General features: G+C 39.8%; 31 protein-coding genes, 2 pseudogenes and 1 riboswitch. Of the genes and pseudogenes, 7 read left to right on the forward strand and 26 right to left on the reverse strand.

Annotated elements, in window-relative coordinates; genetic code table 11:
* Positions 1 to 106: 106 nt before the first annotated feature.
* The 4 genes and pseudogenes from ACQKEZ_RS06475 to ACQKEZ_RS06490 form a co-directional block, all read right to left on the reverse strand.
* Positions 107 to 755 (reverse strand): annotated as a pseudogene (locus tag ACQKEZ_RS06475) (peptidoglycan recognition protein family protein); the annotation flags it as partial.
* Positions 756 to 958: 203 nt separating this feature from the next.
* Positions 959 to 1,126, reverse strand: a complete 168-nt coding sequence (locus ACQKEZ_RS06480) for a hypothetical protein (RefSeq protein ID WP_427299501.1) — start codon at positions 1,124 to 1,126, stop codon at positions 959 to 961.
* Positions 1,127 to 1,205: 79 nt separating this feature from the next.
* Positions 1,206 to 1,475: a group-specific protein gene (locus ACQKEZ_RS06485; RefSeq protein ID WP_034317531.1), complete on the reverse strand. Its 270-nt coding sequence runs from the start codon at positions 1,473 to 1,475 to the stop codon at positions 1,206 to 1,208.
* A complete protein-coding gene (locus tag ACQKEZ_RS06490) occupies positions 1,475 to 1,678 on the reverse strand; it encodes a helix-turn-helix domain-containing protein (protein ID WP_427299502.1) in 204 nt (67 codons plus the stop codon). Before ACQKEZ_RS06490 ends, ACQKEZ_RS06485 begins: the two co-directional genes overlap by 1 nt.
* A 301-nt stretch (positions 1,679 to 1,979) precedes the next feature.
* Here ACQKEZ_RS06490 and ACQKEZ_RS06495 point away from each other — a divergent pair, with 301 nt between their 5' ends.
* The 4 genes and pseudogenes from ACQKEZ_RS06495 (at position 1,980) to ACQKEZ_RS06510 (ending at position 4,023) form a co-directional block, all read left to right on the forward strand.
* Positions 1,980 to 2,405 carry a helix-turn-helix domain-containing protein gene (locus tag ACQKEZ_RS06495; protein ID WP_427299503.1) on the forward strand — a complete coding sequence of 142 codons (426 nt, stop codon included), beginning with the start codon at positions 1,980 to 1,982 and terminating at the stop codon, positions 2,403 to 2,405.
* Between the two features lie 11 nt (positions 2,406 to 2,416).
* Positions 2,417 to 2,833 carry an ImmA/IrrE family metallo-endopeptidase gene (locus ACQKEZ_RS06500; RefSeq protein ID WP_427299504.1) on the forward strand — a complete coding sequence of 139 codons (417 nt, stop codon included), beginning with the start codon at positions 2,417 to 2,419 and terminating at the stop codon, positions 2,831 to 2,833.
* Between the two features lie 59 nt (positions 2,834 to 2,892).
* On the forward strand, positions 2,893 to 3,294 hold the full coding sequence (locus ACQKEZ_RS06505) for an Arm DNA-binding domain-containing protein (RefSeq protein ID WP_427299505.1): 402 nt from the start codon (positions 2,893 to 2,895) through the stop codon (positions 3,292 to 3,294).
* 37 nt (positions 3,295 to 3,331) lie between these two features.
* Positions 3,332 to 4,023: pseudogene (locus ACQKEZ_RS06510) on the forward strand (site-specific integrase).
* Between the two features lie 78 nt (positions 4,024 to 4,101).
* On the opposite strand, the gene sufB reads toward ACQKEZ_RS06510, so the two are convergent.
* From sufB to ACQKEZ_RS06605, 19 genes are all read right to left on the reverse strand, one after another.
* Positions 4,102 to 5,499, reverse strand: a complete 1,398-nt coding sequence (gene sufB / locus ACQKEZ_RS06515; RefSeq protein ID WP_427299506.1) for a Fe-S cluster assembly protein SufB — start codon at positions 5,497 to 5,499, stop codon at positions 4,102 to 4,104.
* A 20-nt stretch (positions 5,500 to 5,519) separates the two neighbouring features.
* On the reverse strand, positions 5,520 to 5,963 hold the full coding sequence (gene sufU / locus ACQKEZ_RS06520; RefSeq protein ID WP_427299507.1) for a Fe-S cluster assembly sulfur transfer protein SufU: 444 nt from the start codon (positions 5,961 to 5,963) through the stop codon (positions 5,520 to 5,522).
* A complete protein-coding gene (locus ACQKEZ_RS06525) occupies positions 5,953 to 7,173 on the reverse strand; it encodes a cysteine desulfurase (protein ID WP_427299508.1) in 1,221 nt (406 codons plus the stop codon). The genes sufU and ACQKEZ_RS06525 overlap by 11 nt, the downstream gene beginning before the upstream one ends.
* A complete protein-coding gene (gene sufD, locus ACQKEZ_RS06530) occupies positions 7,173 to 8,486 on the reverse strand; it encodes a Fe-S cluster assembly protein SufD (protein ID WP_427299509.1) in 1,314 nt (437 codons plus the stop codon). Before sufD ends, ACQKEZ_RS06525 begins: the two co-directional genes overlap by 1 nt.
* 18 nt (positions 8,487 to 8,504) lie before the next feature.
* Positions 8,505 to 9,290, reverse strand: a complete 786-nt coding sequence (sufC, locus tag ACQKEZ_RS06535) for a Fe-S cluster assembly ATPase SufC (protein ID WP_427299510.1) — start codon at positions 9,288 to 9,290, stop codon at positions 8,505 to 8,507.
* Positions 9,291 to 9,501: 211 nt separating this feature from the next.
* Positions 9,502 to 9,636, reverse strand: a complete 135-nt coding sequence (locus ACQKEZ_RS06540; RefSeq protein WP_427299511.1) for a hypothetical protein — start codon at positions 9,634 to 9,636, stop codon at positions 9,502 to 9,504.
* A 215-nt stretch (positions 9,637 to 9,851) separates the two neighbouring features.
* Positions 9,852 to 10,220, reverse strand: coding sequence for a carboxymuconolactone decarboxylase family protein (locus ACQKEZ_RS06545; protein ID WP_427300491.1), 369 nt, complete (start codon positions 10,218 to 10,220; stop codon positions 9,852 to 9,854).
* A gap of 102 nt (positions 10,221 to 10,322) precedes the next feature.
* Positions 10,323 to 11,150 (reverse strand): methionine ABC transporter substrate-binding lipoprotein MetQ, encoded by an 828-nt coding sequence (gene metQ, locus ACQKEZ_RS06550; RefSeq protein ID WP_427299512.1) that lies wholly within the window; start codon positions 11,148 to 11,150, stop codon positions 10,323 to 10,325.
* Positions 11,151 to 11,163: 13 nt separating this feature from the next.
* Positions 11,164 to 11,832 carry a methionine ABC transporter permease gene (locus tag ACQKEZ_RS06555; RefSeq protein WP_427299513.1) on the reverse strand — a complete coding sequence of 223 codons (669 nt, stop codon included), beginning with the start codon at positions 11,830 to 11,832 and terminating at the stop codon, positions 11,164 to 11,166.
* Complete coding sequence (locus ACQKEZ_RS06560) at positions 11,825 to 12,850, reverse strand: methionine ABC transporter ATP-binding protein (protein ID WP_427299514.1); 1,026 nt, start codon at positions 12,848 to 12,850, stop codon at positions 11,825 to 11,827. Before ACQKEZ_RS06560 ends, ACQKEZ_RS06555 begins: the two co-directional genes overlap by 8 nt.
* A gap of 143 nt (positions 12,851 to 12,993) precedes the next feature.
* Positions 12,994 to 13,104: riboswitch (SAM riboswitch) on the reverse strand.
* Between the two features lie 101 nt (positions 13,105 to 13,205).
* Positions 13,206 to 13,547: an SCP2 sterol-binding domain-containing protein gene (locus ACQKEZ_RS06565; protein WP_427299515.1), complete on the reverse strand. Its 342-nt coding sequence runs from the start codon at positions 13,545 to 13,547 to the stop codon at positions 13,206 to 13,208.
* Positions 13,548 to 13,667: 120 nt separating this feature from the next.
* The gene (locus ACQKEZ_RS06570) at positions 13,668 to 13,970 is read right to left on the reverse strand and encodes a thioredoxin family protein (protein WP_427299516.1); all 303 of its coding nucleotides are present in this window, start codon (positions 13,968 to 13,970) and stop codon (positions 13,668 to 13,670) included.
* Between the two features lie 12 nt (positions 13,971 to 13,982).
* Positions 13,983 to 14,363, reverse strand: a complete 381-nt coding sequence (locus ACQKEZ_RS06575) for a toprim domain-containing protein (RefSeq protein WP_427299517.1) — start codon at positions 14,361 to 14,363, stop codon at positions 13,983 to 13,985.
* 130 nt (positions 14,364 to 14,493) lie between these two features.
* On the reverse strand, positions 14,494 to 14,730 hold the full coding sequence (locus ACQKEZ_RS06580; RefSeq protein WP_427299518.1) for a YusG family protein: 237 nt from the start codon (positions 14,728 to 14,730) through the stop codon (positions 14,494 to 14,496).
* Positions 14,731 to 14,773: 43 nt separating this feature from the next.
* Positions 14,774 to 15,157, reverse strand: a complete 384-nt coding sequence (gene gcvH, locus ACQKEZ_RS06585) for a glycine cleavage system protein GcvH (protein ID WP_251215871.1) — start codon at positions 15,155 to 15,157, stop codon at positions 14,774 to 14,776.
* A 66-nt stretch (positions 15,158 to 15,223) separates the two neighbouring features.
* Positions 15,224 to 15,580: an arsenate reductase family protein gene (locus ACQKEZ_RS06590; protein ID WP_427299519.1), complete on the reverse strand. Its 357-nt coding sequence runs from the start codon at positions 15,578 to 15,580 to the stop codon at positions 15,224 to 15,226.
* A gap of 108 nt (positions 15,581 to 15,688) precedes the next feature.
* Entirely contained in the window at positions 15,689 to 17,470 is a 1,782-nt protein-coding gene (locus ACQKEZ_RS06595) for an acyl-CoA dehydrogenase family protein (RefSeq protein ID WP_427299520.1), read from the reverse strand.
* 16 nt (positions 17,471 to 17,486) lie between these two features.
* Complete coding sequence (locus ACQKEZ_RS06600) at positions 17,487 to 18,662, reverse strand: acetyl-CoA C-acetyltransferase (protein WP_427299521.1); 1,176 nt, start codon at positions 18,660 to 18,662, stop codon at positions 17,487 to 17,489.
* Between the two features lie 13 nt (positions 18,663 to 18,675).
* Positions 18,676 to 21,063 (reverse strand): 3-hydroxyacyl-CoA dehydrogenase NAD-binding domain-containing protein, encoded by a 2,388-nt coding sequence (locus ACQKEZ_RS06605; protein ID WP_427299522.1) that lies wholly within the window; start codon positions 21,061 to 21,063, stop codon positions 18,676 to 18,678.
* Between the two features lie 197 nt (positions 21,064 to 21,260).
* On the opposite strand from ACQKEZ_RS06605, the gene ACQKEZ_RS06610 reads away from it, so the two are divergent.
* From ACQKEZ_RS06610 to ACQKEZ_RS06620, 3 genes are read left to right on the forward strand one after another with little or no spacing between them, the layout of a single operon-like run.
* Positions 21,261 to 21,416, forward strand: coding sequence for a YuzL family protein (locus ACQKEZ_RS06610; protein ID WP_427299523.1), 156 nt, complete (start codon positions 21,261 to 21,263; stop codon positions 21,414 to 21,416).
* Positions 21,417 to 21,457: 41 nt separating this feature from the next.
* The gene (locus tag ACQKEZ_RS06615) at positions 21,458 to 21,691 is read left to right on the forward strand and encodes a hypothetical protein (protein ID WP_427300493.1); all 234 of its coding nucleotides are present in this window, start codon (positions 21,458 to 21,460) and stop codon (positions 21,689 to 21,691) included.
* Between the two features lie 11 nt (positions 21,692 to 21,702).
* Positions 21,703 to 22,050: a spore coat protein gene (locus tag ACQKEZ_RS06620; protein WP_427299524.1), complete on the forward strand. Its 348-nt coding sequence runs from the start codon at positions 21,703 to 21,705 to the stop codon at positions 22,048 to 22,050.
* A 51-nt stretch (positions 22,051 to 22,101) separates the two neighbouring features.
* On the opposite strand, the gene ACQKEZ_RS06625 is transcribed toward ACQKEZ_RS06620, so the two are convergent.
* The 3 genes from ACQKEZ_RS06625 to ACQKEZ_RS06635 all read right to left on the reverse strand — a co-directional run bounded on the left by ACQKEZ_RS06625 (position 22,102) and on the right by ACQKEZ_RS06635 (position 23,849).
* Positions 22,102 to 22,353, reverse strand: a complete 252-nt coding sequence (locus tag ACQKEZ_RS06625) for a DUF2573 family protein (protein ID WP_427299525.1) — start codon at positions 22,351 to 22,353, stop codon at positions 22,102 to 22,104.
* Positions 22,354 to 22,424: 71 nt separating this feature from the next.
* Positions 22,425 to 23,255: an ABC transporter ATP-binding protein gene (locus ACQKEZ_RS06630; protein ID WP_427299526.1), complete on the reverse strand. Its 831-nt coding sequence runs from the start codon at positions 23,253 to 23,255 to the stop codon at positions 22,425 to 22,427.
* 144 nt (positions 23,256 to 23,399) lie between these two features.
* Positions 23,400 to 23,849 carry a YusW family protein gene (locus tag ACQKEZ_RS06635; RefSeq protein ID WP_427299527.1) on the reverse strand — a complete coding sequence of 150 codons (450 nt, stop codon included), beginning with the start codon at positions 23,847 to 23,849 and terminating at the stop codon, positions 23,400 to 23,402.
* Between the last annotated feature and the right edge of the window lie 37 nt (positions 23,850 to 23,886).

Consider the following 23,886-nt stretch of genomic DNA (forward strand, 5'->3'; position numbering starts at 1 on the left):
GTGAATAATTCTACGAGAACACGTAATAAAAAGCAAATGGTTGATTACGATAATTAAAGTTTTAAACAGAGTTAAAAAAGATTTATTTCCACTAAAAGAGGGATTATTACTTCAATAATGCTTTCAATCTCGCTTTAGTCTTCGGACCATAAATACCATCAGCTGAAAGACCGTGCATTAATTGGAATCGTTTGACCGCATCCGCTGTTTTCGCACCATAATAGCCATCAAAGCCGTTGTTTTTTGCTCCTTTGTTCGGGTAGTAGTAAACCGCCGCTAGGGCTTGCTGTACGGCTTTTACTGCTGCTCCCTTTGTAAGGAGGCTTTGTAACTTTTAAAATGCCTGTTGGCAAACCATATGACTTTTTAGCAGGCTTGGAAGCTGCTGTTTTGGATGGTTCTGCTTTTGTTGGTTTAACAGTCGGCTTTTTATTTGTGTGAGCAATAGCAATACCGGCTTTGAAGCTGTCCCAACGATTAAGCAGCCGGCGGGGGCATTCTTTCCCGCTCCAATGCTTATGCGGCACAACGTTTGAAAGTGAAATGCCTTGATCTTGCATTAACTGGCGAATCAACCATTGAGCATTTTCGACCGCCTTCTCAAAATTCCCATCACTATTTTCACAAATTTCAATGCCGATTGACTTCATATTGCCCGTTCCTCTGCCATCTCCTGCGTGCCAACCGTTTTCGTTTAGTGGTAAATGCTGATAGATCACATTTTCATCTACAGTGTAGATGATGCTAACAAATGTTAGTAATATGAAAATGCCTTGTCCCGTTGAATCTCTTTTTGCTACAATCAGCTTCCCCTGAATACTCAAGTCATCATTTTTCTTGACTAACATAGGAATGACAAAATCGGGTACTTGTAGATAAGCCGCTGCATCATCAATTTTCATGGTTTGATGTTTACAGGCTTTGACGATATGCAACAACTCGATATGTTTTGGTAGGCTCATAGTTTTTCTGCCCCCCAATTTCCTGTACGGAAGGTCGGAGAAGGATTTAATTCTTCTCGGTAGATATTAGGATGCTTTTCGATATACGCTTCGAGTTCTTCTTTCGTCATTTTCCAAACCCTCACCGGACCAGGCGCATATGGATTTTTTATATTTGTATTCATTTTTATTTCCTCCTATCAAATGCGGATTTATAAATATTTAATTTGCGTTTTTCCCCACTTTTTAGGAAAAATCGAAACTCTATCCCCTGGATTGTTCTTTCAACCAAGTTATTAAAAACTGTTCGCATTCTTTTGCAGGAAAAAGCCATTTTGTTCCGACTCGATATTTTGGAAATCTCGGATCATAAAAAAATGTTTCTTTTATGAAGTTGAGGCTCATATTTGTTTGCTTACACAATTCTTTTGTGTCCCAAAATGTAACCCTGTGTTCAATCGCTTCAAGTCGTTTTGAAAGTTCTTTTGAAACCTGTTCTTCTAAGAGGTTTTGATCAATTTCAAAAGTGATCATTAATCCCATCCACCTCTCTCGGATATCCCTAATATTTTGCAAATGTGTTTGGCGTGTTCTTGTGCTTTTCTTCCCGTTTTTTTACCGTTGATGATGTCGCTGATATAAGGGGCAGACACACCCAACATTTCTGCTAACTGCTTTTGCGTCATACCTCGCATATACATTTCCGACTTAACTCTAGCGGCTGTAAGAAATTGCATTTAAAGTCTTACCTCCTTCCAAAAAATATAAAAAGCTAATTAATTAGCTAAATATTATCGATATTTTTATGCGTATAGTTTAATATATACCCATAGCTAAATAAGACTTTAAAAAGCCTGTAATTGTACATTTCATTGCTCCCCAGCGTCTAAAATGTATTTTTCGTAGGTCGTATTTTTTATTGTCTTTTAGCTAACTAATTAGCTTATGTCACCAATATTAAACTATAAGAATAAATTAATCGCGTATTTTTATGCTTAAAATTTAACTTTGTTTGACTAGCTCATAAGGATGGTTGATATGACGGTTTTTGACATAGTAAAAGAGTTATGCAACGAAAGAAAAATCTCAATTAATGATTTAGAAAAATCGCTTGGTTATTCAAAAAACACTTTATACAGGTTAAAAACTCAAACCCCTGGGGCTGATAAACTGCAAAAAATTGCGGATTATTTTGACGTGTCAACGGATTACCTTTTGGGACGCACCGAAGTTAAAAAAACTTTTGATTTAACGGAAAAAGATGAGAAGGACATACAAAAGGAATTGCAAAACATTATAAACGGACTTGAAGGAAATAGTTATGCAGCGTTTGATGGTCAAATTCTTGATGATATGGAAGAAGAAGATAAGGAACTTTTAATCGCTAGTCTTGAAAACACTTTGAGAATAGCAAAGAAAATAGCAAAACAAAAATATACTCCTAAAAATATAGATAAGGGATGATATTTTACATCATGGGCGATATTACTGAAATTGTTTCAAAATTACAAAATAAATTTAAGTCATCTGATCCTTTTTTCATTGCAAACAAACTTAATATCATTACAATTCATGAAGACTTAGGGAATAACCTCGGATATTACAGCAAACATTTTCGTACTAAATTCAATCACATTAATGAGAAGGTGAGTGAAAAATCTAGTTTCTTTGTTTGCGCTCACGAGCTAGGACACGCTTTGCTTCATAGCGACTCTAATACTCCATTCTTGAAAAGAAACACTTTCTTTTCGACTGAAAAAATTGAACTGGAAGCAAACTTTTTCGCAATGCATTTATTGTTTTCTTCCGTTCAAAGGGGTGTTACTTATTGTGAATTTAAAGATTATGGCATTCCAAAAGAACTTGTACAAAATTACCATAGTATTTTTTAAACAAAACCGAACAAATGTTCTTTGATGGTTCTGAAAATAAAAGCAGGGAGTGAACTATCTTGGCTAGTTTCAGACAACATGAAAACGGTACTTGGGAATATAGAATTAGATATAAAGATAAAAGAACGGAGAAGTATAAAGAGAAATCAAAAAGGGGCTTTAAAACAAAAAAAGAGGCTAGGATCGCTGCGGAAAAAACAGCGCACGATCTTGAATATGTTGGTTTTGATTCAACAAACGAAACAGTCGGGGGGTACTTTCCCGATTGGTTAGAAATATATAAAAAGCCATCCGTAAAAAAAAAAACAACCTACTCTTTACAAGAAAGAACTATTAGAATCAATATTTTACCTAGATGGGAACATTATCGTTTAAGAGATATTGAACGGAATGAATATCAAAAATGGTTAAATGAATTGATTGAAAAATATAGCGAAGGAACTATTAGAAGCTTTAAATGAAGCTGTACATGATTTTAGAATCCTTCGAGAAAACCCGTTGGTAAACATAAAAATACCTAAAAAGAAGGAACAGAAAAAAACATTAAAATACTTTACCCTTTCACAAACTGAAATATTTTTAAATCAAGTAAAAACACCTGTTAAGAATGCAAAATATTCACATTCAATTCAGTATTACGTCCTTTTCACTTTAATTGCAAGAACAGGTTTACGAATTGGAGAGGCTCTCGCATTAACATGGGATGATATAAATTTAAAAGATGGAGAGTTAACAGTTGATAAAACTCTTATATATCCCTTGAATACTCAACCATACATCTCAACACCTAAAACACAATCTAGTTACAGAACAATAAAACTTGATGATCACAAAGGATCGTTATTGAAAAAACACCGAGTTAACAGACACGAAGTCGTTTTGATGTACACCAACTTTGTTCAGCCGGAAAATAACATTGTGTTCTTTCAACATGAGGGCAAATGGTTAAAAACAAATGTTGTGAGAGAGTATTTTAAAGAAGTCTGTAAAAGGGCAAATCTTCCCGTTCTGTCTCCTCATGCTTTAAGACATACCATGCTGTACACCTTTTAGAAGCTGGCGTGAATATTAAATATGTATCAGAACGATTAGGGCATTCTAGTATAAAAACAACCGCAGATAAGTATCTCCATGTCACCAAAAAAATTGAGGACCAAGCAATGGAAATGTATCTGCGGTATGTTCAATAATTAAATTTTGTGGGTGTTTTGTGGGTGCTTAATAAAAATGTAATGCCTAAACACCTTTAATCCCCGGTATATCAACGGTTAACCTATACTACCTTCCATCTCAAACTTAATCAAACGGTTCATTTCAACGGCGTATTCCATTGGTAGTTCTTTTGTGAATGGCTCGATGAAGCCCATGACGATCATTTCTGTTGCTTCTTCTTCAGAAATTCCGCGGCTCATCAAGTAGAAAAGTTGTTCTTCTGATACTTTAGATACCTTCGCTTCGTGCTCTAATGAAATGTTGTCGTTCAAGATTTCATTGTACGGGATTGTATCAGAAGTTGATTTGTTATCCATGATGAGTGTGTCACACTCGATGTTTGAGCGTGCACCCTCTGCTTTGCGTCCGAAGTGAACGATACCGCGGTATGTGACTTTCCCGCCTTGTTTGGAAATCGACTTCGATACGATTGTTGAAGATGTGTTTGGTGCAAGGTGAATCATTTTTGCACCTGCATCTTGGTGCTGACCTTTACCTGCTAGGGCAATACTTAATGTCATACCACGAGCGCCTTCACCTTTTAGGATAACCGCTGGATATTTCATTGTCAGCTTAGAACCGATGTTACCATCAATCCATTCCATTGTCGCATTCTCTTCACATACCGTCCGTTTTGTCACAAGGTTGAACACGTTGTTTGCCCAGTTTTGAATCGTTGTATAACGGCAGTAGCCGCCTTTTTTAACGATGATTTCAACAACTGCACTGTGCAGTGAGTTCGTTGTATAAACTGGCGCTGTACAGCCTTCTACGTAATGCACATGTGCACCTTCATCAACGATGATGAGTGTACGCTCGAATTGGCCCATGTTCTCAGAGTTGATACGGAAGTATGCTTGAAGTGGCGTATCCACCTTCACACCCTTTGGAACATAGATGAATGAACCACCAGACCATACCGCAGAGTTCAGTGCAGAAAATTTGTTGTCAGTCGGTGGAATGACTTTTGCCCAGTGTTCACGGAAAATGTCTTCGTTCTCTTTGAGTGCACTGTCTGTGTCTTTAAACACAATGCCTTGATCTTCAAGTTCTTGCTTCATGTTATGATAAACAACCTCAGATTCGTACTGAGCAGATACACCTGCTAAATACTTTTGTTCTGCTTCTGGGATTCCTAATTTATCAAAGGTTTGTTTGATTTCTTCAGGTACTTCATCCCACGATTTTTCAGAGCGTTCTGATGGTTTTACGTAATAGGTGATCTCATCAAAATTCAGTGCATTTAAATCTCCGCCCCATTGTGGCATCGGCATGTTGTAAAAGTGTTCGAGAGATTTCAAACGGAAGTCAAGCATCCACTGAGGCTCTTCCTTCATGCGAGAAATTTCTTCAACGATCTCTTTTGTCAGTCCGCGCTCTGAACGGAAAATGGAAACGTCTTTATCAGAAAAGCCGTATTTATATTCACCAACATCTGGCATTTTTTTAGCCATCCATTTTCACTCCAATCTCATTATTTGCCGTTGTCTTCGGCAGCTGCGCCTTTTTCAAGCGCCTTCCATGATAATGTGGCACATTTGATGCGTGCAGGGAATTTTGCAACCCCTTGTAATGCTTCAATATCACCAAGATCAATGGAATCGTCATATTCTTTGCCTTGCATCATATCGGAGAAAATCTGAGATAATTTTAAGGCTGTTTCAATATCTTTCCCTTTAATCGCTTGCGTCATCATCGAAGCAGATGCCATAGAAATGGAGCATCCCTCTCCTTCAAACTTCGCATCAGTGACCTTCTGATCTTCAATCTTCATTGTTAATCTGATGCGGTCGCCGCATGTCGGGTTGTTCATATCGACAACAATGCTGTCATTCAGCACGCCTTTGTTTCTCGGATTTTTATAATGATCCATAATCACTTGTCTATACAGTGTATCTAAGTTTACATTAAAAGACATTCGTAAAATACTCCTTTGTCTTACGGAGCGCTGCAATGAGGCGATCAATCTCTTCTTCTGTATTGTAAATATAGAAGCTAGCCCTTGCAGTCGCTGACACACCAAGCCATTTCATGAGCGGCTGTGCACAGTGATGTCCGGCACGAATGGCGACACCTTCTGTATCAAGAACCGTTGACGCATCATGTGGATGAACATCATCTAAATTAAACGTAACGAGACCTGCGCGATGCTCTGGTCCGTAAACCGTTGCACCGTCTAATTCCTTGAAGCGTTCCAGTGCGTACGAAGCAAGCTGATGCTCATAACGGCTCACTTCATCCATTCCGATTTCGTTTAGGAAATCAATTGCTTTTCCTAGTCCAACCGCTCCTGCAATGATTGGAGTACCCGCTTCAAATTTCCACGGAAGCTCTTTCCATGTTGAATCATATAGATCTACAAAGTCGATCATTTCGCCACCAAATTCGGCAGGCTCCATATTATTCAAAAGATCTTTCTTCCCATAAAGTACACCAATTCCTGTTGGACCACACATTTTATGCCCAGAGAATGCGAAGAAATCACAATCCATGTCCTGCACGTCAATTTGCATGTGCGGTGTACTTTGAGCACCGTCAACTGCAATGATTGCACCATGTTCATGGGCAATTTTTGCGATTTCTTTTATCGGATTGATCGTTCCAAGTACGTTAGATACATGGGTCATGGCGACAATTTTCGTATGGCTTGTCACCGTTCCCTTCACATCATCAAGAGATAAAGTGCCGTCTTCTTGTAAAGGAATATATTTTAACGTTGCGCCAGTTGCTTTTGCTGCCTGCTGCCAAGGGATGATGTTTGCATGGTGTTCCATATGCGTGATGACAATCTCATCACCTTCCTTCAGGTTAGCTCTAGCATAACTGATGGCAACTGTATTTAACGCTGTTGTTGTTCCTCTTGTGAAGATCACTTCCTGCACAGAGGAGGCATTGATGAATTTCCTCACCTTTTCCCTAGCACCCTCATATGCATCCGTTGCTCTTGTACCGAGGGTATGAACACCTCTATGGACGTTGGAGTTGTAAGATCGGTAATACTCATTCAATGTTTCAATGACGACCCTTGGCTTTTGGGAGGTAGCCGCACTGTCCAAATACACCAAATCATGTCCATTCACTTGCTGATGAAGGATTGGAAATTGCTCACGAACGTCTTTGATATTCATTATCTTACTTTCCTTTCAATGACAGAAATGAGCTGTTTTTTAACTCCTTCAATCGGCAGTTTTTTTACAACTGGATTTAAGAAGCCAAAAATAACGAGTCTTTCTGCATCTTCTTTGGAAATTCCGCGGCTCATAAGGTAGTAAAGTTGAAGTGGATCTACACGACCGACAGAGGCTGCGTGTCCTGCTGTTACGTCATCTTCGTCGATTAATAGGATTGGGTTTGCATCTCCACGTGCTTTCTCACTAAGCATGAGTACACGTGATTCTTGCTCAGCATTTGACTTTGTTGCCCCATGCTCGATTTTACCAATTCCGTTAAAGATAGAAGATGCTTGCTCCTTCATAACTCCATGCTTCAGGATGTAGCCTTCAGAGTTTTTACCGAAGTGAATGATACTTGTTGTAAAGTTCTGTGTTTGTTTGCCACGACCGACAACAACAGATTTTGTATCACCAAACGTTCCATCGCCCATCAGTTTTGTCGTGTTTTCTGACACTGTATCACCGTCATTCATTAGACCAAGCGCCCACTCGATTTTACTGTCACGTCCATTTGCAATACCACGTCTATTGACGTAAACAGTGACTCCTTCAGAAAGGTTATCAACTGCACCGTAAGTGACGTGTGCATTTGCACCAGTAATCACTTCAGACACGATGTTGTAAATCGCTTCTTCTGGCTTCGCTGTACTAATATAGTTCTCAACATAAGTGACAGAGCTGTGGTCATCTGCCACCACAATCACATGGTTGAAAAGAGTTGTTTCGTCTTTTTCATGTAAGTAAACAGCCTGAACTGGTGCTTCAAGTTCAACATTTTTTGGTACGTAAAGGAAAGTCCCGCCGTTTACCAATGCAGCGTGAAGTGCTGTGAGCTTATGCTCATCAACTTTGACTGCATCTTTCATGAAATATTTCTCTACTAAATCAGAATGTTCACGAATGGCTGTGTGAATGTCTGTGAAAATAACACCCTTCTCTTTTGCCTCTGTAGATAGCGTTAAATATGCAGGTGTTTGATCACGCTGAATGTATAACGTCTTGTCTGTATTCTCTAAATCAATTAAAGATTTTACTTCCTCTGGAAGCTCCTCTAATGATTGGTAAGGTACATTTTCTACAGTATGCTGTTTGAAGTTCGTTAAGTTCCATTTTGAGATATTTGTTTTATCAGGTTTCGGCATTGGGAGGTCTTCTGCTTTTTCAAGAGCTTGTAAGCGAAGGGAACTCATCCATGTCGGTTCCTGATGCTTCTTGGAGAAGCTTTTGACATAATCTTGATCTACTGATAATTTCGTTTCTAATGTCATCAATAATCCTCCTAACGCTTACGCTTCTTGACCAACAGTTTCGTCTTCGATACCTAGCTCTTTTTTAATCCAGTCATAGCCTTCTGCTTCAAGACGCTGTGCAAGTTCTGGTCCGCCAGATTTCACAATACGTCCTTGCATCATCACGTGTACAACATCAGGTGTAATGTAGTTCAGTAGACGCTGATAGTGAGTGATCATTAGACAACCAAAATCGCCCCCACGCATTTGATTAATTCCTTTAGACACTACTTTTAGGGCATCAATATCAAGACCTGAATCGATTTCATCTAAAATCGCAATCTTTGGTTCAATCATCATCAATTGAAGAATTTCATTACGCTTTTTCTCTCCACCTGAAAAGCCTTCGTTTAAGTAACGTTGTGCCATATCAGGATCCATTTCTAAGAATTCCATATTCTCATCCATTTTGCGGATAAATTTCATTAGAGAGATTTCGTCTCCTTCTTCTCTGCGCGCGTTGATTGCAGAGCGAAGAAAGTCCGCGTTTGTTACACCGCTAATTTCACTTGGGTACTGCATAGCAAGGAATAGACCAGCTTGTGCACGCTCATCTACTTCCATTTCAAGCACGTCTTCACCATCAAGGATGATGCTACCTTTTGTGACTTCATATTTCGGATGACCCATAATCGCAGCAGATAAAGTTGATTTACCTGTACCGTTTGGTCCCATTACAGCGTGGAATTCTCCACCTTTTATCTCAAGATTCACACCTTTTAAGATTTCTTTTCCCTCAATCTCAACGTGCAAGTCCTTAATTGTTAATGTCGAAGCAGTCATATATCGATACCTCCAAAATAATCATTATTCTCAATTTATTCTCATTCTAATATTATAACAAATTAAAAGTGAATACAACACATTCACGTCCAATGGAGTAGATGCACTAAAAATTCTAACAAAAAATGCAGGTTGATAAAAGGTTTTATGTCGAAAAGACTGTTTTCATGAAGAAAGGGCAGGAAAATATTTTCCCCACCCCTTTGCTTGTTTAACCTCTTATATTCATCTTTGCAAGCTGTCTTTTTTCATCTCGGTAAGATTGTTCTCGTTTATATTCTACCTTCATCCGTAAGTCATGGTCTCTTTCATATTCTGCATAGCTCATGCCATGAGATTTGTGCATCGCCTTTTCCATCTCAGCCGTATATTCCAAGCCGAGTATACTCTGGTCTGAACAGATAATAAACCATTCCCTTCAATTGGTATACATTCATTTTAACAAATTGATGTACCACCACACAAAAGGGGTATGATGCTTCAGATTGTCATCTCACCTCAAACATAGGGAAGAGGTGTATTCATCTCTTCATAACGGAATAATACCTTTTATTTCTCCATTTAATGCGTTGTTCCTCCAAATTCATCGATACATTGCTGAACAACTGTAATTCCTTGACTCAATGCCGCTCCGCCGCCAAAAGCAGCTGCCACACTCACAACCTCTAAGATGTTCTCTTCTGTCGCTCCTTGATCAAGTGCCCCTTTTGTATGATAAATCATACAGTATTCATCCTGTGCATGAATACTAATGCCAAGTGCGATCATTTGCTTCTCCTTCTGAGTGAGAGAGTCGCTACTAAAGCATTGCTCAGTGAATTCGTTAAACTTTTTACCGAACACCGGCATTTTCTTCTGAAAGGCCCCCATCGCATTTTTATAATCAGAAAGTGATTGCTGCATGGAACCGCTTGCGTGCTGTTCGTTCATTCTCATTCAATCCCTTCAGGTCATTTGTACGTTTTTATTATGAACGAGTTTTGAAAAAATACACAAAAAACCCCGTTTTTGCTAAACGGGGTTTTAGGCACTTCATTCAGATACTGGTAATACAGCACCTTCATATTTTTTATCAATGAATTCTTTAATTTTGTCAGAGTGTAGAACTTCCATTAATACTTTGATTTTATCTGACTTCTCATCACCTTTACGAACAGCAACAATATTTGCATATGGGTTGTTTTTCGTTGATTCAAGTTCGATAGAATCCGTTTTTGGGTTCAATTTGTTTTGAATGGCGTAGTTCACGTTAATAAAGACTGCGTCGCCTTCACTGTTCTCATACGCTTTTGCTGTAAGTTCAGGAGCGATCTTTTTGAACTTCAAGTTTTTTGGATTTTCTGTAATATTTTCAACAGTTGATTCAATTGTATCTACTTTCGGATCAAGCTTGATGACGCCTGCATTTTGAAGAAGAGTAAGCATACGTCCTTGTTCTGCTACGTTGTTCGTCATGATGATTGTCCCACCGTTTGGAATATCTTTGACAGCTTTGTATTTCTTAGAGTAAATACCAAATGGCTCAAGGTGTACTGCACCAGCACTCACTAAATTGTAATCTTTGTTCGATTTATTTTCTTCATTCAAGTAAGGAATATGTTGGAAGAAGTTTGCATCCACTTCTTTTTCAGACAATGCTTTGTTGTACATTTTGTAATCACTGAGTACCTTTACTTTTAGATCATAGCCTTTTTCTTTTAAAAGTGGCTTCGCTTCTTCAAGAATCTCAGCATGAGGTGTTTTTGAAGCAGCAACCGTAATCGTTTTGTTGTCAGAATCACTCGTGTTGTTAGATGAACCACAAGCAGCTAAAATCCCTGCAAAAGCAAGAAATAGAGCACTTAAAATCAATTTCTTCATTTATATTTCCTCCTTAACGTTTATCAATTCTATTAGTTATAAAATCACCGATGATTTGGATAATAAACACGATGATTAATATACATACAGTTGCGACGAGTGTCACGTCAGTGTTTCCAGATTGATAGCCTTCAACATAAGCTAAATCTCCAAGACCGCCTGCACCAATAGCTCCAGCAATGGCTGTTGATCCAATCAGTGCGATTGCTGTCACAGTAATTCCAGAAATAAGGGCCGGCAGCGACTCTGGAAGAAGCACTTTGAATATAATGGTCGTTGTTTTAGCGCCCATTGATCTTGCTGCCTCAATGACACCTTTATCTACTTCTCGCAATGCGATTTCCACAAGACGAGCATAGAACGGTGCTGAGCCGATGACAAGTGCAGGAAGTGCTGCATTTGGACCTAAAATCGTGCCCATTATTAGCTTTGTAAATCCTAATAAAAGTATAATTAAAATGATAAAGGGAATCGACCTGAAAATATTCACGATTGCACCGATGATGACACTAATCGGCTTATTCTCCCATAATCCGCCTTTTCCAGTTAGGAATAGCAATAGACCTAGCAATATTCCGATCACAAAAGCAAAAGCGAGAGAAATGAGTGTCATATAGATCGTTTGACTAGTTGCATTCCAAATGACATCTAAATGAACGTTTGGGAACCATTTCTCAAACATTTGTCATCACCTCAATTTCTACCTGTTTGCTTTGAATATGGGCGATGACTTTTTGAACCTCAGCTTCTTCTCCATTAATATGGATAAAAAGTGTTCCAAACGCACCTTCCTGCGTTTGCGAGATTTTCCCTTGAAGGATGTTCACATCCACTTGAAACTCTCGAATGATTTCTGTAATGAGCGGTTGTTCCGCAGAATCACCAATGAAGGATAAACGAACGACCTTTCCTTCTTTTACTCGCTCCAACACATGTTCAATCGTTTCTTGAGCTTCCTCCGGATCAGCGAGTTGTTTCACAAATAGCTTTGTCATCTCTTCCTTTGGCTGTCTAAAGACGCGAAGAACTTCGCCCTCTTCTACAATTCGACCATTTTCCATGACAGCTACACGATGGCAGATTTTACGAATGACGTGCATCTCATGTGTGATCAGGACGATGGTTAAGCCTAATCGTTTGTTAATATCCGCAAGCAGTTCCAAAATGGAATCTGTTGTTTGCGGGTCAAGTGCTGAGGTTGCTTCATCACAAAGGAGAACCTTTGGATCGTTTGCAAGTGCTCTTGCAATCCCGACACGTTGTTTTTGTCCCCCACTAAGCTGAGATGGATAGACGTTTTCTTTTCCTTCTAATCCGACCAGTTTAATTAGTTCATTTGCACGAGCAATCCGCTTTGACGTCGGAACGCCGGCAATTTCAAGTGGGAACATGATGTTTTGTCTGACAGTTCTTGACCAGAGTAAGTTAAAGTGCTGAAAAATCATGCTGATTTCCTGTCTTGCTTTTCGAAGCTTACTACTTGAAATGTCATTTATTTTATTACCCGCTACTTCGACTGTGCCTTCTGTTGGCAATTCCAAACCGTTTAGTAGTCTGATCAGAGAGCTCTTCCCTGCACCACTATAGCCGATAATTCCGAATATTTCACCTTTATCAATCGATAGATTAACGTCTTTTACTGCGTCGACATCTCCATTTTTTGAATGGTATGTTTTTGATACATTTTGTAAATGGATCACAGTCTGATCACCTGCTTTCTTGCTGAATCTATACGTGCCATCACATACGAAGGTTTATTCATTATGAGTTATAGGCTCAAGGTCAGTAAAAAAGACCTAACTGCAACACAAGCAGAAAGGCCTTTTATCTAAAATACGCCTTTCTCTCATCTTTCAAAGCGAGCTCGCTTTGAGTGAATTGGCACCAATTTCAGCTTTATGCTGACGGTTGCCGGGCTTCATAGGGCACGTCCCTCCACCTCTCTTAATAAGAGAAATTATGTTGTTTTATGTGATGATCTTCTTTTCCTAACGTAGGATAACATGCTAATTGAGATATGTCAACGCTGTAAATCGCTAATCTCCCAGTAAACAACTAAGTTATCATTTTCCTGAAAAATCCGTTTGTAAGCCAAAGGACTGCTTCTAGTCTTAATAAGGCTCGAAAGGACCCTTTTACCTTCACTTGACCCCGGTTTATTAATTGCTGTAAGGATAAATCCCCATCTAATAATTGGAGAATCTCCTTTTTCTCGCCGTAGAAAGTGAGGTCTGATAACTCAATTGTAGGTAGTTTTTCTACTTGACCACGTTCATCCACAATCAGAGTACAAGAATCCGATTCCGCTTCAAATGTGATTTTCAAGGATGATGATGAGAGCAACGGCTTTAACAGAAAGCGTTGCTTTGCATTTCCATTGGCATTGACATTTTTCACATGTATAACCTCCCTATCATTTGGTTATACATAACATTTCTCTATCAACATCTGCTAGTCCTTTATAAATAACTCGACAAATTTACAAAGGAATGGCTTGAAATATGACAAAAAACCGCTTTATTTAGCGGTTTCAATCATTTCGTGAAGATATGGAACAGAATGAAAGGCGTAACCTTTTTTAACAAGTTCTCCTTTTTTAAACAGTAAATAGCAAGGCACACTTTCAATCTCTAGTGCTTTGGCAATGTTTGGAGAGTAGTTTAGGTTATTTTCATAAAATGGTACGTCCTGTTGCATCTTATCTACGACAGTGAGCATTTTCTTGGCGAGCTGGCACGTTCCGCAAAAAGGTGTGTATAAGTATAAAAGAAATATATCATCTTGTATGTTTTTTAATTCATGTTCTTGAATGTCTTTCATGTGCGTCCACCCTCATAAATATTTCGAATGAACATCAATGTTTGCAGCTAAAAGGACAGATGCAAGATGGGCAGATGGTGAGGTCGCTACTTCTCGGTACATTTTATCAATGAAAAGGTGAAGTGCTTCCGGGAATTCCTTCCGAAACTGTTTGCGCAATTTTTCTCCAGCATCATCGCTGTCTGCTAATATGTAGACTTCTTTACCAAACAGTTCGTCCACTAATTGATCAAGCTTTGACGTGCTGATCGTGCCATTGGTACAAATAATGGTGACAGGTTCGCTTATCACTTCTTTTACTTTTTGTTTGTCAGACTTTCCTTCCACGATGATGACCTTTTCTATTTCAAGATGTTTCATCACGATCACCTGGCCCTTTTGACATTGATTCATTTCTCTTTTAGATTACAATCTTTAGCAGATGATGTAAAGACGTGAGGCTCGGGTGAAAGGCATCATCGCATTCAATCGTCAAAAAGACTGCAGCATACTCGCTTGCAGTCTTCATACTCATTTGTCGCTGTCAGCACCAGCCATTTTCTTCATCACAATCGACGTATTTTTCAGTACCGCTCGTCAGTGTATCAGCTAGTTGATAAAATCTGTTTCCGTCGTAAGAATAGCCTGATTTCAGCTCATATTGATCTTCGCTTATCATTTTTCCAATTTCTTCTTTATTGTGATACAGGACCATTCCGTTTTCTTTAAAGCGTCCTGTAATATGGCTTGTTATGTCTACTTGTTCTTTTTGAAAAGACAAATTGGACACCCCCATAATAATAGAGTGTCCAATTTCATTTGAATTAATCTTCTTTTGTCATTTCTTCATATTGCTCAGCTGTCATTAAGTTCTCGATCTCTGAGGCATCAGATGGTTCAACAACAATCATCCATGCTTTTTCATAAGGTGAATCATTGACGAATTCTGGGCTGTCATCAAGCTCATCGTTCACTTCAACGATTGTACCATTGATTGGTGCATATAGTTCAGAAACCGTTTTAACAGATTCAACACTTCCGAAAGGCTCGTCCGCAGTAATTTTGTCCCCTACTTCAGGTAGTTCAACAAAAACGATGTCGCCAAGCTCGGATTGTGCAAAATGCGTAATCCCGATGCGAACTTTATCGCCTTCTACTTTCACCCATTCATGCTCTTCTGAATAACGTAAATCTTTTGGTGTGCTCATTTACTTACCCCTCCAGTCTTTTCATTCCATCTATATTGAAGATACCATAATCTGATGAAAGTTACATCATTTCCAGACGCTTTTGAATGTATCCTCGTTAAATCCAACTGTTACTCGTTTGCCATCAGTTGTGATTGGACGCTTAATCAGCATACCGTCGGAAGCAAGCAGTTCTAATTGCTCGTCCTCTGACATTGCAGGAAGCTGATCCTTGAGCTTTAGCTCTCGATATTTTTGTCCACTCGTATTAAAGAATTTTTTCAGCTCTAAGCCACTTTTTTCATATAGTTCTTTGAGCTTTTCTTTGCTTGGCGTTTCTTCAACGATATGTATGTTGTTGATGTCTTTCCCATTTTCCTCAAGCCACTTTTTCGCTTTTCGACATGTTCCGCATGTCGGGTATTCATAAAAATCTAAAGCCATGTTTTCACCCCCTGCAATTCGTGACAACAGTTTACCATAAATCATTTTAAAAACCTAAGTGTATGCTTACAAAAGGTGCGGAGGGTATCCGCACCTTTCTCTAGTCGTTTAGACAACATATTTTTCCGCTTCAAATATACGCTTTGCCACCTGACGTTTTGTTTCAATGACATTGATCGGTGTAAATCTAGTCAGCTTGCGCAGTGCAGATAACGTCATGCGGAGAGAATCGCCTTCTTCCATGGCAATTAGCGACTCCTTCGCATGAGCTTCAATTTCTAATAACGCTTCTTGTGTGAAAATTTGTGTATATAAAAGCTTTTGATCGTTCTTTTCCACTCCTGTTGTTGCAATCGCCTTTTCAGTGCGAAGCACAGCAGATTCTGCAGCAAAAATGGCATTGACAATATCCGCAATGTTGACAAGGATTTCTTGTTCACGTTCAAGTGCTTTGCCGTATTTCATTGCTGCCATTCCAGCCACCATTAAGGCGATCTTTTTCGCATTTTCCAACAGGAACTTCTCTTGATCTAGCGGTGCATCTCCTGGTTCTTCTGGCATCATCATCATTAATTCTTCCTGCAATGTTTGGGCCTTTTCAAGAAGAGGCAGTTCGCCCTTCATCGCTTTTTTCAGAAAAGTTCCTGGCACAAGCAAGCGGTTAATCTCATTCGTTCCTTCAAAAATACGGTTAATACGTGAGTCTCTATAAGCTCTTTCTACCTCATACTCTTGCATAAATCCATATCCACCATGAATTTGGACTCCTTCATCGACAATATAATCTAATGTTTCAGAGCCAAGTACTTTACAGAGCGAGCACTCAATCGCATATTCAGCAATGGATTTCGCAATTTGTTTCCCATCCTTTTGCTCTTCGTCACTTAAAATGCCCATGCGTTGTTCAAATAAACCGACTGTGCGATAAACAGCACTTTCCATGGCATACAGTTTTGCAGACATATTCGCTACCTTTTCACCAATTAAGCTAAACCGAGATATTGGCGTTTGGAATTGCTTACGCTGATTGGCGTATTCGGCTGAAAGCTGAATGACTCGTTTGGATGCGCCTATGGTTCCAACTGCTAACTTATAGCGACCAATGTTTAAAATATTAAATGCGATCACGTGCCCTCTGCCAGCTTCCCCAAGTAGATTCTCTATCGGTACTTGTGCATCCTCTAAAATTAGTGTCCGTGTTGATGATCCCTTGATCCCCATTTTTTTCTCTTCTGGTCCTGTTTTCACACCTGGATAATCCTTTTCAACAATAAATGCTGAGAAATGTTCACCATCAATTTTAGCGTATACAACAAAGACATCAGCAAAAGCAGAGTTTGTGATCCATTGTTTTTCTCCGTTTAACACGTAATGTGTACCCGCTTCATTTAAAATAGCCGTTGTTTTTGCACCAAGCGCATCAGAGCCTGACCCTGGCTCCGTTAAAGCATAGGCAGCGATCGTGTCTCCTGAAGCGAGGCTTGGCAAATATGTTTCCTTTTGCGCCTGATTGCCGAATAGAACAATAGGCAAAGAGCCAATGCCTACATGTGCACCGTAAGAAAGTGAGAAGCTACCTGCTCTTGCAAATTTTTCTGTAATAATCGCAGAGCTGATTTTGTCTAACCCGAGACCGCCGAACTCCTCAGGAACATCTGCACCAAGTAGTCCAAGCTCCCCCGCTTTTTTAAGCAACCGAACAGAATGATCAAACTGGTGGTTTTCAATTTCATCAATATGAGGTACAACATCTTGTAAAATGTAATCCTCTGTTGTTTTGCCAATCATCTGATGCTCATCAGTAAAATCCTCTGGGGTAAAAATGTGTTCGTGATTCGTCTCTTCTATTAAAAAGCTACCACCCTTTTTCACTTCCTCCATTGCCTTCATCCTTTTCATCCCCCTTTTAAATAAGTTCAAAGATACCAGCTGCGCCCATTCCACCACCGATACACATCGTGACAATTCCAAATTGCTCATTACGTCGTTTCATTTCGTGAATAAGTGATAACGTGAGTTTTGTGCCAGTACAGCCAAGCGGGTGTCCTAATGCAATGGCACCTCCGTTTACATTCACTTTTTCTTCATCAATTCCTAAATGACGGATGACTTGAATGGCTTGTGAGGCAAAGGCTTCATTTAGTTCAAATAACCCAATATCCTTTAACTCAAGTCCCGCTATCTTGAGTGCCCTTGGAATCGCTTCGATTGGCCCAATTCCCATCACTTCTGGCGGTACGCCTCCGACTGCAAAAGCTCTGAATTTGGCTATTGGCTGAAGCGAGAGGGAGGATGCTTTTTCTCGATCCATCATCATCACACAAGCTCCTCCGTCACTCGTTTGTGAGGAGTTCCCTGCTGTTACGGTTCCCTTTGTAGAGAACGCAGGACGTAATGTTGCAAGCACTTCCTCTGTTGTTCCAGCTCTGACTCCTTCATCTTGTGAAAATGTAAATTGTTTTTCTTCCAACTGATATTGTTCACTGACGCTTCTTTCAGTGACATCGACTGGCACAATTTCCTCAGCAAACTTTCCTTCTTTTAGTGCCTTTGCTGCCTTTTGATGACTTCTGACCGCAAACGCATCTTGATCTTCTCTTGTGACTTGATACTTTTGCGCTACTTGTTCTGCTGTATGCCCCATATTCATGTAATACTCTGGCGCTCGTTCTGCTAGATGCGCATTCGGACGAATCATATGTCCCATCATTGGAACTTGTGACATTGATTCGACTCCGCCTGCTAAAATGGTGTCTGCCTGCCCAAGCATAATCCGTTCTCCAGCATAAGCAATAGATTGCAGCCCTGATGAACAATAGCGATTGATTGTGATCGCCGGTACGGTATAAGGAAGTCCAGCTAATGCCCCAATATTGCGGGCTACATTTAATCCTTGTTCGGCTTCTGGTGTCGCACACCCAATAATGAGGTCGTCAATGTTCCCATCATATTCACCAGCTCGTTTTAATGTCTCTTTGACACAAAGTGCGCCCAAATCATCTGGACGAATGCTTTTCAAAGACCCCTTTTTTGCTTTTCCAACTGGCGTTCTTGCTCCAGCAACAATTACTGCTTCTCTCATTTTTTGCTCCCCCCTAGTTCCGTAAAGGTTTTCCTTTGACCAGCATGTGTTGCATTCTTGCCTGAGATTTCGCTTCGCCTACTAGGCTTAGGAATGCTTCTCTTTCAAGCTCTAATAAGTATTGTTCATCAACTTCTGTACCAAATGGAAGCAGACCGCCTGAAATGACGTGAGCGAGTTTTTTAGCAATTTTCATATCATGCTCTGAAATGTAGCCGGACAATCGCATGTTCTCTGCTGCCAAAATCATCGCAGCGTAGCCGGTTTCTCCCATCACCGGCACCTTTTTTTTAAGCGGTGGTCTGTACCCACTCTCATAGAGTGAAAGTGCCATCTGCTTCGCATTGTAAAGGAGATGGTCTCCATTCATACTGATTCTATCTCCACCTTTAAGCATGTTCATATCCCTTGCTTCTTCGGCAGATGTAGAGACCTTTGCCATCGCAATTGTTTCAAATGTTTTTAATGTTGCTTCTTGAATCGTTGTGGCAGAAGGAGTTTGAACAGATTGCAAGTGACGGAGATACAATTCTTTATTGCCACCGCCTCCCGGAATCAAACCAACACCTGCTTCAACAAGTCCCATATACGTCTCACTTGAAGCATTGATCCCTGCTGCTGGTAGACACAGTTCTGTTCCACCACCAAGTGTCATGCCAAACGGCGCGGCAACTACTGGACGCTCGCTATATTTCACTTTCATCATAGCTTGCTGAAAACGACGAATGACAAAATCAATTTCAAAGAAGTTATCGTCCTGTGCCTCCATTAAGATCATGGCGAGGTTTGCACCAACACAAAAGTTCTTTCCTTGGTTCCCGATCACAAGGCCTTTATAATTCTTTTCTGTTTCTTCAATTGAACGATTGAGCATATCGATGACATCCAGTCCAATCGCATTGCTCTTTGAATGGAATTCAAGAAGAGCAATATCATCTCCAGCATCCACTAGACTGGCCCCACTATTTTTGAAAATAACCCCGTTTCTCTTTTTCAGCGAAGCAATGGAGATATTTTTTTGATTCACGTTCATCCGCACATATTGACCATTTTGATAAAACGCTCGCTCTCCGTCATCATTCTCTTGATAAAATGATTCATGTCCTTCAGCGAGCATTTCATGAATCCACTTTGGTACATGCAAGCCTTCTTCTTCCATTCGTTGCACGGATGATTTGACGCCAATTGCATCCCAAAGTTCAAAAGGACCATGCTGCCAACCAAAGCCCCATTTCATGGCATCATCAATGGATTGAATATGATCTGCAATCTCACCTGTGAGCTTGGCTGAATAGAGCAAGGTTGGAGATGTGATGTTCCAAAGTAGTTTCCCCGCTCGTCCCTCACTATAGATAAGCGCTTTCAATTTTGCCTTTGTTCCTTTTTGCTGCTTTAACGCTTCAATCTCAGGACTTTTTAGCTTCGTTCGCTCACCATACGTTAAACTGAGTGGATCAATCTCTAGGATGGTTTTCCCTTCCTTTTTATAGAAGCCTTGTTTGGACTTGCTCCCAATCCAGCCGTTCTCGAGCATTCTTTCAATGAATTCAGGCAGTTGAAAGATGTCCTTTTCATTTCCCTCTACTTGTTCATATACATTTCGGGCAACGTGAGAGAACGTATCCAGTCCAACCACATCCAATGTCCGAAACGTAGCACTCTTTGGTCTGCCAATCAGGGGACCTGTCACTGAATCGACTTCTCCAATTGTATATTTGTTCTCAAGCATTTCTCGTACTGTCACAAGTAGACCGTATGTGCCAATGCGATTGGCAATGAAGTTAGGGGTGTCCTTCGCTTCGACAACACCTTTTCCTAACACATCTTCTCCAAACGTTTTCATAAATGCTAGCACGTCTGGATCTGTCTCCTGAATTGGAATGAGTTCAAGCAACTTTAAATACCTTGCAGGATTGAAGAAATGTGTACCGAGGAAATGTCGTTTAAAATCCTCTGACCTGCCTTCTGCCATTTTTTCAACAGAAATACCGGACGTGTTACTTGAAACAATACTTCCTTGCTTTCGATGTTCGTCAACGAGTGTGAATACGTGTTGTTTGATGCTGAGCTTTTCTGTGACCACTTCTATGATCCAGTCCGCATCTTGGAGTAAGGTAAGATGATCTGTCAGATTTCCAGGTGTGATATATTGTAGATTTTTAGCTGAAGTAAGAGGTGCGGGTTTTTGTTTTAATAATTTTTTTAATGCTTCCTGACTTAATTTATTCCGAACAATGGGATGATCAAGCGTCAATTGCTTAGCGGTTTCTTCCTTTGTGAGTTCATTTGGCACAATATCAAGCAATACAACAGGTATACCGATATTCGCTAGATGTGCGGCAATACCTGACCCCATGACACCTGAACCTATGACGGCCGCCTTCCGAATATGTTTGCCCATATAAATCCCCCTAAACTTTGAATGAATAGTCATTCATTTTTTAATCAAAAAAAAGCAGTCCCACTTCCTTTATCTTAAAAGATTTTCCGAAACAGTTCAATAGCAGATTTCAAAAATTGACACTTTCCCATCAACTCTTTCTTCTAGCGTATGAAATAAGAAGCTTGGGGAACTGTAAGAATGGAGGTGATGTCCACATGTCTCGATTAAAGAAGAACCCTTCTAAAGCTGGCATTAGCGCAGCAAGTGTCAAAGGTAATGCAGGCCCATCACAGGAAGCTAATCTTGGCGGGAAAAAAACAAGTCAAAATCAGCAATATAAAAAACACAACATGGATCAGGATCACAAGTAAAGCATGCATCGAAGGAGGAAAAAGCCTTGCAGCAACAGCAAATGAGTACACCACCAAATGTCATTTCAGTCAAAGACTCCTTGTATTTAGAGGATATGTTGAACTGGAATTTAATCGCAATGAAAAAAGCACATTTTATGGCAGAGCATTGTCAGGATCAAACATTAAAAAATGAACTTAATCAAGTTGGACAAATGCATCAAAAGCATTATATACAAATACTTCATCATTTAGGTAGCTCACAAACAGGGCTGCAATCCGGCTTGATGCAATAGGAGGAAAAAGAATGAATCAGCAAAACCAACAAAAAATCGGTAATGAACAAACTCCTGTACCTGCTACTCCAACAATGAACGATCGGGATATGATCACAGACCTTCTCTCAACTGAAAAATATATGACAAGCGGGTACAACACAGCATTAAATGAATTCAGTCATGAATCTTTATATCAGGATATTCAACATATTGCGCTTGAGACACACAAAACACAAAGACATCTATACGATGTGATGTTCCAATATGGCTGGTATTCTGTCGAAGCCGCCGATCAACAAAAACTCACGCAGGCACATCAAAAATTCCAGAAGATGTTGACTGAGCAATCACCATACGGTGCATCTCCCATGTCATAACGAAAAAACTGCCAGATCATGATCTGGCAGTTTTTTAGAATGACGCATACTTTAATCTTTTTTTCCCCGATGCGCTTCGTTTAATGCTTTTATTTGCTCTATGGTTTCTTTAATCTCCTGCTTTGCCTCTGGATAGGTTGCGTTAAAATGTTTGACCAATGGAGGCATACTTTTTGCCATGTGTGTGTATATGATCCAGTTCAAAACATCCTTTTTTAACTCATCACTTGTCTCACCAAGTAACAGCTCTGTATACTTCTCAAGCAATCCGTCTACCTTTTCTTCTGTTTCTTTGTTCAACATGATTCGTCCCCTTCCTCCATCAAAAAAGCCTGCTTCTGCTTTGTGCAGATGACAGGCTTTTTAAAATGTCTTTATCTAGCGGCTGCAAATGTTTCAGATTGTGCCTCTTGGACGATACAGCGACCTCTGCCATGCGGAATACATAATGGCGTTCCAAACAAAGGATCTGTTGTCACTTGGCAATTCATTTCAAAGACATTTTTCACAAGATCACAGCTGATCACCGTTTCTGGCCTTCCTTCAGCGTAAATCTTTTTATTTTTAATTGCGACTAAATGATGGGCATATCTACAAGCCAAATTGAGATCATGAAGCACCATCACAATTGTTCGCTGCTCTTTTTCGTTAAGATCAAATAACAAGTCTAAAATCTCAATTTGATGTGTCATGTCTAAATATGTTGTTGGTTCATCTAACAAAATGATGTCGGTTTCTTGAGCAAGCGTCATCGCAATCCATGCACGTTGTCTTTGTCCACCTGAAAGTGAATCGACTGTTCGTTCGGCGAGTTCTTCCATTTTTGTCGATTTTAATGCCCGATTAACCGCTTCTTCATCTTGTTTAGACCATTGTTTCAGCCAATTTTGATACGGATATCTTCCTTGCTTCACAAGCTGATGAACTGTCAAACCTTCGGGTGCATCAGGACCTTGCGGAAGGATGGCAAGTTCTTTTGCTACTTCTTTCGTTGGTAGCTTTGCAATCGAATGACCCTCAAGCAAGATAGATCCGCCCATCGGCTTCATTAGACGTGCCAAAGAGCGAAGAAGCGTTGACTTTCCGCACCCATTGCTGCCGATAAATACTGTAATTTCTCCCTTAGGAATTGATAAGTTTAATTCATCAATGATGATCGTTTCTCCGTATCCTAATTTTAGGCCTTCAGTAGAAATGGCACTCATTACGCTCACCCGCTCCTTTTGCTCATCTATGTTTTATAATATGATCGTCTTAAAAGACGCAAAAGTTCATTTTACTAATCCAAGTGTAACAGATTTAAGTGATCTTGAAAATCATTTTCATTTAAAAGATGAGAAAAGTTCTCATTATTGTTTCTTTTCAAATGAGCGAGTCGTCCCATCAGCAAGTGTTAGGTTTACTTTGATATACCGATAATCATCATCAAGGTTAAAGGCGGATAATAGCTCACTGACAAACGCCTCATTGATTGTGTGAACAGAATCATCCATTTCGCTCAGCTTCATTTTCACTTCGTTTAATGCTTCCTCACCTTCATAACGTACGCCATTCATATGATCACGTATGAGTGCTTCCTCTTTGCCACCTGATTGCTGATATGTTGCTTGATAGGTCTGCTTTTGATGACCATATTGAACATGCAGGCTCATCCGCTGAAAAGATAATTCCTTCATTTGAATAGCAGTCAAGCTTTCTACCTGTGCATCCTGTGTATCTTGAATGGACTCAAATGATTGACATCCCGCAATGAGTAACGGTATCCCACATATCAGACACATTTTCTTTACTAAAAACATATGCTTCCTCCTATAAGTACATTCAATCTGTTCTATT

It is taken from the genome of Bacillus sp. NPDC077027 (assembly GCF_050269555.1).
Taxonomy (GTDB): domain Bacteria; phylum Bacillota; class Bacilli; order Bacillales; family Bacillaceae; genus Bacillus.